Raw genomic sequence first — 9,516 nt, 5'->3', positions numbered from 1 at the left:
ACTTTTTTTTTTTTTTTTGTGGGGTGCCCCCCCCCGCAAGGCGGCCGCGCAACACACCCCCCACCCGGCGGGCCCCCCGCCCCCAACCCCCCCCCCCCCCCCCCGACCGGACGGTGCGCCGCCCCCGTCCCCACGGTGCGGCGCAGGCGGGCCCTCGTCATCCACTCGGACGAAGGCCCACGTTCAGCAGGACCCGGTCGAGGCCGGATCCAGTCCGAGCGCCGGAAGTACGGCGCGCTCCACGAAGCGGGTGAGATATGCCTCATCCGCGAACTTCCCCTCCAGTAGCGGCCTGGCACGCATGACGCCCAGCAGCTGCGCGGCGGCGAACTCCGCGGCCGCGTTGTCCTCGGCGATCTCGCCGCGCTCCATGCCGCGCCGGACCATGACGTCGATCGCCGCCAGCTCCGGCATGATCAGCGCTTCGCGCAGTGCGCAGAGCAGCTCCGGGCTCTGCAGCGCGGCATGGCTCAGCGCATGCATCAGCGGTGTGTCGCTTCCGGAACGCGCGCCGATGACCCGCGCCGTCTCGAGCAGATCACCGGCGAGCGTGCCCGTGTCGATGTGCGACAGCAGCTTCTCCCGGGTGCTGTGCAGTGCGGCGACGACCAACTCCGGTTTGGAGCCCCACTGCCGGTAGAGAGTGGACTTCCCGCACCGGGTGCGGGACGCGACCCCTTCCATGGTGAGGGACTCGTAGCCGCTCTCCCGGAGCAGTTCGAGCACGGCCGTATAGAACTCTTGCGCCCGCTCCGGCGTGATCTTCGAGCGGCGCGGCGTGTGAGCCGGTTCCTGCACGGAATCGTGCGACGACATGCGCTGTTCCCTCTCTGCGACTGTGCGACGAGGTCCATCGATACGCCAGTGTACCGATACGCCAGTGTACCGATACGAGCGCGTATCGGTACACTGGCGTATCGATACGGCATGGACTCGACCATGCCGCCGTAACACCGCTTCGTCAGCAAAGGGGCACCGGGTGATGTACGCCCGCAGTGAGCCTGCAGATCGGGAGCCGGACAGTTCTGCCCGACCGCCCCTCGTCCGTGAGCTCCTTCTTGTCGTAGGACTCTTCGCGATCTACAAGTTCGGCCGCCAGGCCGTGAACGGTCACGTCGAGGAGGCGTACCGCAACGCCGGACACGTCTGGGACTTGGAACGGGCCGTGCACCTGCCGGGTGAGGGCGCCGTGCAGGGCGCGCTGCTGCACAGCGAGACGCTGGTCCGCCTCGCGAACAGCTACTACGCGACCGTGCACTTCCCGGCCACGCTGCTCTTCCTGGCCTGGCTGTACTGGCGCCGCCCCCGCCACTACGTCTGGTCACGCCGGATCCTCGCGGCGCTCACGGGGGCCGCGCTCGCCCTGCATCTGCTGTTCCCTCTGGCCCCGCCGCGGATGCTGGCCGCCGCCGGTCTCGTCGACACGGGGCAGGTGTACGGGCCGACGGTGTACGGAGACACCCCGGCGACCGACGCGATGGCGAACCAGTTCGCCGCGATGCCCTCGCTGCACTTCGGCTGGGCTCTGATGGTCGCCGTCGGGCTGATCGTCGCCACGCGTTCGCGGTGGCGGTGGCTGTGGCTGCTGCACCCGTTGGTCACGCTGCTGGTGATAGTCGGCACCGCCAACCACTACTGGCTCGACTCGATCGTGGTCAGCGCGCTGCTCGCCGTCGCGTTCGCGGCGCTGCGGCTGGAGCGGCCGGCGCCGGTCCGGGTACACACTCCGTGGCCGTCCGTTGGCGGGGCTGCCGAGTCCACCCTCGCCGGGACCGCGCTGCCGATGTCCCGTATCCCCGATCCGGCCGTCTCCGAGGCGTACGCCTCGTCCTCCGGAGGCCGGTGATGAACGCCACCCTGACGGCCATCGCGCTGTCCCTGGTCTCAGCCGTCGCGTACGCCTCGGCCGCTGTGGCGCAGGCCCGGCTCGCGGGGCGCACCGAGCCGGGAGCCGGAGTGTTCCGGATGCTCGGGCGCGCGGCCTGGTGGTCGGCGGTCGCACTGAACGCCGGTGGAGCGCTGCTGCATGTCGCAGCACTCAAATACGGCCCGCTCACTCTCGTCCAGCCGCTCGGCGCGCTCACACTGGTCGCCGCCGTTCCGCTGGGCGCACGTGCTGCCGGACGCCGGGTCACCGGCACCGAATGGCGCGGCACGGTCCTCACCCTGCTCGGCCTGGGCGCCCTGCTCCTGACGGCGGGCGGCACGCCTCCCCACGAGACGCTGAGCCTGGTCGAGGCGCTGGCGGTCGGTGCCGCGACCATGGCGGTCGTCGCCGGACTGAGCCGCCCCGGTACCCGTCCCGGGCTGCGGCACGCGGCGGCGTCCGGCATCACGTCCGGCGTGGCCTCGGCGCTCACCCAGACCCTGACGGTGGCGGTCACGGATCACACGGGCCCACTGTTCAGCTGGCGCCTGGTGACGGTGGCTCTGCTCGTCTCGGCCTTCGCGATGGGTGGCCTGCTCCTCTCGCAGACCGCGTACCAGGGCGGCCTCGGCGCACCCCTCGCCGTGGTCACCCTCGCCAACCCGGTCGCCGCCGCGGCCATCGGCCTGGCCCTGCTCGGCGAACGCTTCCAGGGTGGGACGATCGCCCTGATCCCGGCACTGCTGGGTTCCGCCGCGGCGGTACGCGGGGTGATTCTGCTCAGCCGCGCCCAGGGCGAGACGATGTCGGTGGCGGACCGGGCCAGGATGGAACCGGCGCCGAGCGCGCAGTCCCGCGTCGTGATCGGCAGTCCCCGGACGAGGGACGACCGGCTGGCCCTGAGCCCGGAACTGGGCGGGACACAGGTCGGCGGGCCGTAACGCGGGTGTGGCGGGACCGGGATGGCGGGCCGAGCGAGACCGGGCTCGCCACCTCGTCCTCCACGCCGGTACTCATCGGCGGTCTTCGCCAACCGTCCTCATCGTCCGCCCTGATCGGGCGTTCTCAGGGGCTGTCCTCACGGGCCGGACGGGCTCGCCGGAGTGGCCGGGCCGGTGTCCTGCGCCAGAGCCCGGGTCAGCCAGCCGATCCAGAAGTTCTCGAGGTCGATTCCGCCGCGCAGCACCAGATGCCGCAGCCGGTCCCCCTCGGAGTCCCGACCGGGTGGGAAGTCCCGCTTCTCGATCACCAGATACTCGGCCAGCTGCTTCTCGTGCAACGCCAAGTGGCGGCGCAGCTCGGTGGTGAGGCCCGGTGCGCCGACCACGGCCGCCGCTCGCATCCGCAGCAGCAGCGGATCGCGGATCTGCTTCGGGTCCTCCGGGAGCGCCACCCAGGCGGCCAGTGCCTCGCGACCCGCGGGCAGCACTTCGTACTCCTTCTTCCGGCCACGGGCAGGCTGGGTCGACGGCAGGGCCCGGATCTGTCCGGTCTCCTCCAGCTTCCCGAGTTCGCGATAGATCTGCTGGTGCGTGGACGACCAGAAGTAGCCGATCGACCGGTCGAACCTGCGGGTCAGCTCCAGCCCCGACGACGGCTTCTCGAGCAGGGCGGTGAGGATCGCGTGCGGGAGTGACATGGGGTGAATCCTAAGGACGGCGCCGCGCCCGGGGCCCTGGGCCCCGGGCGCGGCGGCCCGTTGTCACAGCGCGGCGGCGAGCTCCGTGCCCTGGCGGATCGCCCGCTTGGCGTCCAGCTCGACGGCCACGTCGGCGCCACCGATCAGGTGCGCCGTACGGCCTGCGGCGAGCAGCTCCTCGTACAGTTCGCGTCGCGGTTCCTGGCCGGCGCAGAGCACCACCGTGTCGACCGGCAGAAGGTGCTGTTCGCCGTCGACCGTCAGGTGCAGACCGTCGTCGTCGATGCGGTCGTACGCGACGCCCGCGATCATCGTCACACCACGGTGCCGCAGCTCGGTGCGGTGGATCCACCCGGTCGTCTTCCCGAGCCCCGCGCCGATCTTGCTCGCCTTGCGCTGGAGCAGGTGGACGATGCGCGGCGGCTTCGGGCGCTCGGGAAGGCGCAGACCGCCGCGCTCCCGGTACCCGGTGTCGACCCCCCAGTGCCGGAAGAACACCTCCGGGTCGAGGCTTGCCGCGTCACCGCCGTCCGTCAGGAACTCGGCGACGTCGAATCCGATGCCGCCCGCACCGACGACCGCGACCCGTTCACCGACCGGCGCCCCGTCGCGCAGGACATCGAGGTAGCTGACCACGCTGGGGTGGTCGAGGCCCTCAATCACGGGGGAGCGGGGCGTGACACCGGTGGCGAGGACGACCTCGTCGAAGCCGTCGAGGGTGCCCGGCGTGGCCTTCGTACCGAGCCGGACGTCGACCTGCTGCTCCGCGAGCCGGGTACGGAAGTAGCGCAGCGTCTCGTTGAACTCCTCCTTGCCCGGGATCCGGCGCGCCACGTTGAGCTGGCCACCGATCTCGTCGGCCGCGTCGAAGAGGGTCACCGCGTGCCCGCGCTCGGACGCCGAGACGGCGCACGCGAGCCCCGCGGGCCCGGCGCCGACGACCGCGACGCGCTTACGGGTCCGGGTCGGCGACAGGGTGAGCTCGGCCGCGGTCTCGTGGCAGGCACGCGGATTGACCAGGCAGGAGGTGATCTTCCCGCTGAACGTGTGGTCGAGGCACGCCTGGTTGCAGCCGATGCAGGTGTTGATCGCGTCGGCGCGGCCCGCGGCCGCCTTGGCCACGAAGTCCGGGTCGGCGAGGAACGGCCGGGCCATCGACACCATGTCCGCACGGCCCGACGCGAGAATCTCCTCGGCGACCTCGGGGGTGTTGATCCGGTTGCTGGTCACCAGCGGAACGGAGACGGCCCCGCGCACCTTTTCGGTGACCCAGGTGTAGGCACCGCGCGGCACCGACGTCGCGATGGTGGGGATACGGGCCTCGTGCCAGCCGATCCCGGTGTTGATGATCGTGGCCCCGGCCGCCTCGATCGCCCGGGCGAGCTGCACGACCTCCTCCAGCGAGGAGCCGCCGGGCACCAGGTCCAGCATCGAGAGCCGGTAGATCAGGATGAAGTCGCTGCCGACCCGCTCGCGGACCCGGCGCACGATCTCGACCGGGAACCGGATGCGGTTCTCGTACGAACCGCCCCAGCGGTCGGTGCGGTGATTCGTTTCGGCGGCGATGAACTCATTGATCAGATAGCCCTCGGAGCCCATGATCTCGACACCGTCGTAGCCCGCCCGTCGCGCCAGCTCCGCGGTCCGCACGAAGTCCTCGACGGTCTCCTCGACCTCGTCGTCGGTCAGGGCGTGCGGTGTGAACGGGCTGATCGGGGCCTGGATCGCGCTCGGCGCCACCAGGTCCGGATGGTGCGCGTACCGGCCGAAGTGCAGGATCTGCATCGCGATCCGGCCGCCCGCCGCGTGCACTGCGGCGGTGACCTGAGCATGCTGCGCGACCTCCGCCTCGGTCGTCAGCTTGGCGCCGCCGGGATACGGGCGTGCGCGGTCGTTCGGCGCTATGCCACCGGTGACCATGAGGCCGACACCACCCCGGGCGCGGGCCGCATAGAACGCTGCCATCCGCTCGAAGCCGCGCTCCGCCTCCTCCAGGCCGACATGCATCGATCCCATCAGCACCCGGTTGGGGAGGGTGGTGAACCCGAGGTCGAGCGGGCTCAGCAGGTTCGGGTACGGGGTCATCCGGCGGCTCCTCACGCAGTGTCGTTGCGCCAGTTGTAGACCACCGAAACGTCATTGTGCAACAAGTTGCACAATGACCTGCGTCGCATTCGCCCCCACCCGATGCCGACCCCGGACGGAGTAGCACCGGGGCACGTCCACCCGCCGCGGCGCGGAGAGTGGATCCGTAACCCCGAACACACCCGAACCCCCGGAGACCTCCATGGCCTGCCTCAACCGGCGTGACCTAGGCCTGCTCGTCCTGCGCGTCGGCACCGGCGCGGTCCTGGCCGCGCACGGCAGTCAGAAGCTGTTCGGCTGGTTCGGCGGCGGAGGCATCGAAGCAACCGCCGCGGGCATGGAAGCCATGGGCTTCCTCCCGCCCAGGCAGAGCGCCGTCGCCGCCGGACTCGGCGAGGCGGGCAGCGGCGCCCTGCTGGCCCTCGGCCTCGCCACCCCCGCCGCCGGAGCGGCCGCGGCGGGCGCCATGTCGGCCGCCGTCGCCGTCCAAGCGCCCGCCGGCTTCTTCGCGCAGGGCGGCGGGTACGAATACCCGGCCTTCCTCGGCTTCACCGCCGCCGCGATCGGCCTGACCGGCCCCGGCCGGTACTCCCTCGACCACGTCACCTATCACGTCTTCAACCAGCCATGGATGGTCGCCCTCGCCTTCGCGGGCAGTGCGGCCGGGGTCGTTGCCGTGGTCGGGAAGCGGTCCAGGGGGCTGAGGAAGAACGCGGACGCGAGCTGAGCCGACGGTGCATCAGGGCCGCCCAGCCGGCCCTGGTGCACCATCGCCCCCATGGCAGCGTTTTCGGCCGTCGGGTGGCCGCAGGACGTTCCCCCTTTCGAGTGACTCCGCCGCCCGGTGACGACGGAGCCCGTCGGGTGTGTCCGAGGCTTGCAGGCGGCCGGACCCGCTCCGGTCGGGAGCCGCAGAGCCGCAGAACCTCAGAGCCGCTGGGAGTCCGCCGTGCACATCCTGCTCGTCGCGAGTGCGTTCAACAGCCTCACTCAGCGCGTCCACGCGGAGCTGCGGGACCGGGGCCACACCGTGGCGGTCGGACTCGCACTCTCCGACGGCCATCTGCGGGACGAGGTCCGACGGTCCGCACCGGACCTGATTGTGGCTCCGATGCTCAGGACGGCCATCCCGCGGGACGTGTGGTCGGCGTACACCTGCCTCATCGTCCATCCCGGACCCGTCGGCGACCGCGGACCGTCCTCGCTCGACTGGGCGATCCATGAAGGCGTCACCCGCTGGGGCGTAACGGTTCTGCAGGCCGACGAGGAGATGGACGCCGGAGACGTCTGGGCGTCGGCCGAATTCTCCGTACCGAAGGTGGGCAAGAGCGACCTGTACCGCAACGAGGTCTCCGACGCGGCGCTGACGGCCGTGCTGCAGGCCGTCGACCGATTCGCCTCGGGAATGTACACACCCCGGCCCCAGGACAGCGCACGCGCCACCGACGGCACCCGGCCGTATTTCCGTCAGGAACTCCGGCGGATCGACTGGCGGTCCGACTCCACCGAAACCGTGCTGCGAAAGCTGCGGGCGGCCGACTCGCACCCCGGCGTACTGGACGAACTGCTCGGCGGCGAGTGGTTCCTGCACGGAGGACACCCGGAGGACCGGCTGCGCGGCCGCCCCGGAGAGCTGCTCGCCACGCGGGCCGGCGGGGTCTGCCGGGCCACCGCCGACGGCGCCGTATGGATTCCGGAGCTGCGCGCCAGGCGGCAGCCGGGACAGCCCGCTCCGTTCAGACTCCCCGCCGTCCTGGCACTCGGCGAGCGGCTGCCGCCGCTGCCCGAGGACCCGGTCCCGCCGGACGCACCCGAGCGCCGCGGAACCTGGAACGACATCCGCTACGAGGAGACCGGCGCCGTCGGACGTCTCACGTTCTCGTTCCCCGGCGGGGCCATGAGCACCACCCAGTGCACGCGCCTCCTGGACGCCTACCGGATCGCCTGCTCCCGTCCCACCTCGGTTCTGGTGCTGGGCGGCGGCCGGGACTTCTTCTCCAACGGCATCCACCTGAACGTCATCGAGGCGGCGGCCGACCCCGCCGACGAGTCCTGGGCCAACATCAACGCCATGAACGACCTGGTGGAGGCCGTGCTGACCACCACCGACCGGCTGGTGGTCGCGGCTGTGGGCGGCAACGCCGCCGCCGGCGGAGCGATGCTCGCGATGGCCGCCGACGAGGTCTGGTGCCGCAAAGGCTCGGTCCTCAACCCGCACTACCGGCTGATGGGACTGTCCGGCTCGGAGTACTGGACCCGCACCCTGCCGCGCAGGGTGGGGCCCGAGGTCGCCGAGCGGCTCGCCCACGAAGCGCTGCCGCTCGGCGCCGAAGCCGCCGAGCGGCTCGGCCTGGTGGACCGGACCATCGCCAGCCGTCCCCAGGACTTCCCGGGCGAGACCCTCCGACTGGCTGTCCGGCTGGCTTCGTCGACCGCGGCGCAGGCCCGGATCGCCCGGAAGAAGACGGCGCTGGAGCGCGAAGAGGCGCTCAAGCCGCTGGCCGCCCACCGGCAGGAGGAACTGGCCGCGATGCGGTCCATCTTCTTCGACCCGGACGCGCCGTACCACCGCCTGCGCCGTGCCTTCGTGCGTAAGGAACCCCCGACCCGGACGCCACCCCACCTCGGCATCGGCGTACCGGGAACGCGTACGGCGTATCCGTCCGCCGGCCGGGACCGCGCCGTCACCGCAACGGCGGCGCTCGCCGTCGCACCCGGACCGACTGACGGTTAGCTGGACACGAAGGCCGGAAAGCGGGCTTTCCGTGCAGAGCTCCCCAAGGAGACATCCCCATGGATGCAGCAACAGCGAATACGGTCGGCGCCCAGGCAGCGGGTGCGGCCGCCGACGAGGAGTCCCCGATCCACATCCTCTGGATCAATGCAGGGCTGAGTTGTGACGGCGACTCGGTGGCGTTGACGGCGGCCATGCAGCCGAGCATCGAGGAAATCGTCACCGGCGCGCTGCCGGGCCTGCCGAAGATCCAGGTCCACTGGCCCCTGATCGACTTCGAATGCGGTCCGGTGGGCGGTGCGGACACCTTCATCGAATGGTTCTTCAAGGGTGAACGCGGCGAGATCGATCCCTTCGTGCTGGTCGTCGAGGGGTCCATCCCCAATGAGTCGATCAAGCAGGAGGGGTACTGGTGCGGCTTCGGCGACAACCCGGAGACCGGTCAGCCGATCACGACCAGTGAGTGGATCGACCGGCTGGCGCCCAAGGCCCTGGCGGTCGTCGCCATCGGCACCTGCGCCACTTACGGCGGCATCCACGCGATGGCCGGTAACCCGACCGGTGCCATGGGCGTGCCCGACTACCTGGGCTGGGACTGGACCTCGAAGGCCGGCATTCCGATCGTGTGTGTGCCCGGCTGCCCGATCCAGCCGGACAACTTCTCGGAGACCCTCACCTACCTGCTCTACCAGGCGGCGGGCTCCGCTCCGATGATTCCGCTGGACGACAAGCTGCGCCCGGCCTGGCTCTTCGGCGCCACCGTGCACGAGGGATGCGACCGGGCCGGGTACTACGAACAGGGCCAGTTCGCCACCACGTACGACTCGCCCAAGTGCCTGGTCAAGCTCGGCTGCTGGGGCCCCGTCGTCAAGTGCAACGTGCCCAAGCGCGGCTGGATGAACGGCATCGGCGGCTGCCCGAACGTCGGCGGCATCTGTATTGCCTGCACCATGCCGGGCTTCCCCGACAAGTTCATGCCGTTCATGGACGAACCGCCCGGCGGCAAGGTCTCCAGTGCCGCCAGCGGAGCGTACGGGGCGGTGGTCCGCAGGCTCCGGTCGATCACGGCGAAGACCGTGGACAAGGAACCGCAGTGGCGTCACACGGGCAAGAAGCTGACCACCGGGTACCGCCCGCCCTGGTGACCGGGCCGCCCGGCGCCACCGCCCCGCGATCGACGGACGGCCCGCC

General features: G+C 71.1%; 8 protein-coding genes. 5 read left to right on the top strand and 3 right to left on the bottom strand.

Going from position 1 to position 9,516, the window contains the following annotated elements:
• Positions 1–183 precede the first annotated feature (183 nt).
• The gene (locus ABZV38_RS31865; RefSeq protein WP_356331913.1) at positions 184–816 is read right to left on the bottom strand and encodes a TetR/AcrR family transcriptional regulator; all 633 of its coding nucleotides are present in this window, start codon (positions 814–816) and stop codon (positions 184–186) included.
• A gap of 163 nt (positions 817–979) precedes the next feature.
• On the opposite strand from ABZV38_RS31865, the gene ABZV38_RS31860 reads away from it, so the two are divergent.
• Both ABZV38_RS31860 and ABZV38_RS31855 read left to right on the top strand, forming a co-directional pair.
• Positions 980–1,846, top strand: a complete 867-nt coding sequence (locus ABZV38_RS31860; RefSeq protein WP_356331912.1) for a phosphatase PAP2 family protein — start codon at positions 980–982, stop codon at positions 1,844–1,846.
• Positions 1,846–2,808: a DMT family transporter gene (locus tag ABZV38_RS31855; RefSeq protein WP_356331911.1), complete on the top strand. Its 963-nt coding sequence runs from the start codon at positions 1,846–1,848 to the stop codon at positions 2,806–2,808. Before ABZV38_RS31860 ends, ABZV38_RS31855 begins: the two co-directional genes overlap by 1 nt.
• A gap of 137 nt (positions 2,809–2,945) precedes the next feature.
• Here the strand turns inward: ABZV38_RS31855 and ABZV38_RS31850 are convergent, their stop codons facing one another.
• Together ABZV38_RS31850 and ABZV38_RS31845 are read right to left on the bottom strand one after the other, a co-directional pair.
• On the bottom strand, positions 2,946–3,506 hold the full coding sequence (locus ABZV38_RS31850; RefSeq protein ID WP_356331910.1) for a PadR family transcriptional regulator: 561 nt from the start codon (positions 3,504–3,506) through the stop codon (positions 2,946–2,948).
• A 63-nt stretch (positions 3,507–3,569) separates the two neighbouring features.
• Positions 3,570–5,591 carry an NADPH-dependent 2,4-dienoyl-CoA reductase gene (locus ABZV38_RS31845; protein WP_356331909.1) on the bottom strand — a complete coding sequence of 674 codons (2,022 nt, stop codon included), beginning with the start codon at positions 5,589–5,591 and terminating at the stop codon, positions 3,570–3,572.
• Positions 5,592–5,793: 202 nt separating this feature from the next.
• On the opposite strand from ABZV38_RS31845, the gene ABZV38_RS31840 reads away from it, so the two are divergent.
• The 3 genes from ABZV38_RS31840 to ABZV38_RS31830 all read left to right on the top strand — a co-directional run bounded on the left by ABZV38_RS31840 (position 5,794) and on the right by ABZV38_RS31830 (position 9,470).
• On the top strand, positions 5,794–6,318 hold the full coding sequence (locus ABZV38_RS31840) for a DoxX family protein (RefSeq protein ID WP_356331908.1): 525 nt from the start codon (positions 5,794–5,796) through the stop codon (positions 6,316–6,318).
• Between the two features lie 222 nt (positions 6,319–6,540).
• Entirely contained in the window at positions 6,541–8,325 is a 1,785-nt protein-coding gene (locus ABZV38_RS31835; protein ID WP_356331907.1) for an enoyl-CoA hydratase-related protein, read from the top strand.
• 59 nt (positions 8,326–8,384) lie between these two features.
• Entirely contained in the window at positions 8,385–9,470 is a 1,086-nt protein-coding gene (locus tag ABZV38_RS31830) for a hydrogenase expression protein HypE (protein ID WP_356331906.1), read from the top strand.
• Positions 9,471–9,516 lie beyond the last annotated feature (46 nt).

It is taken from the genome of Streptomyces sp. NPDC005181 (assembly GCF_040608395.1).
Classification (GTDB): Bacteria; Actinomycetota; Actinomycetes; order Streptomycetales; family Streptomycetaceae; genus Streptomyces.
This window is presented reverse-complemented; position numbering and strand designations above follow the sequence as displayed.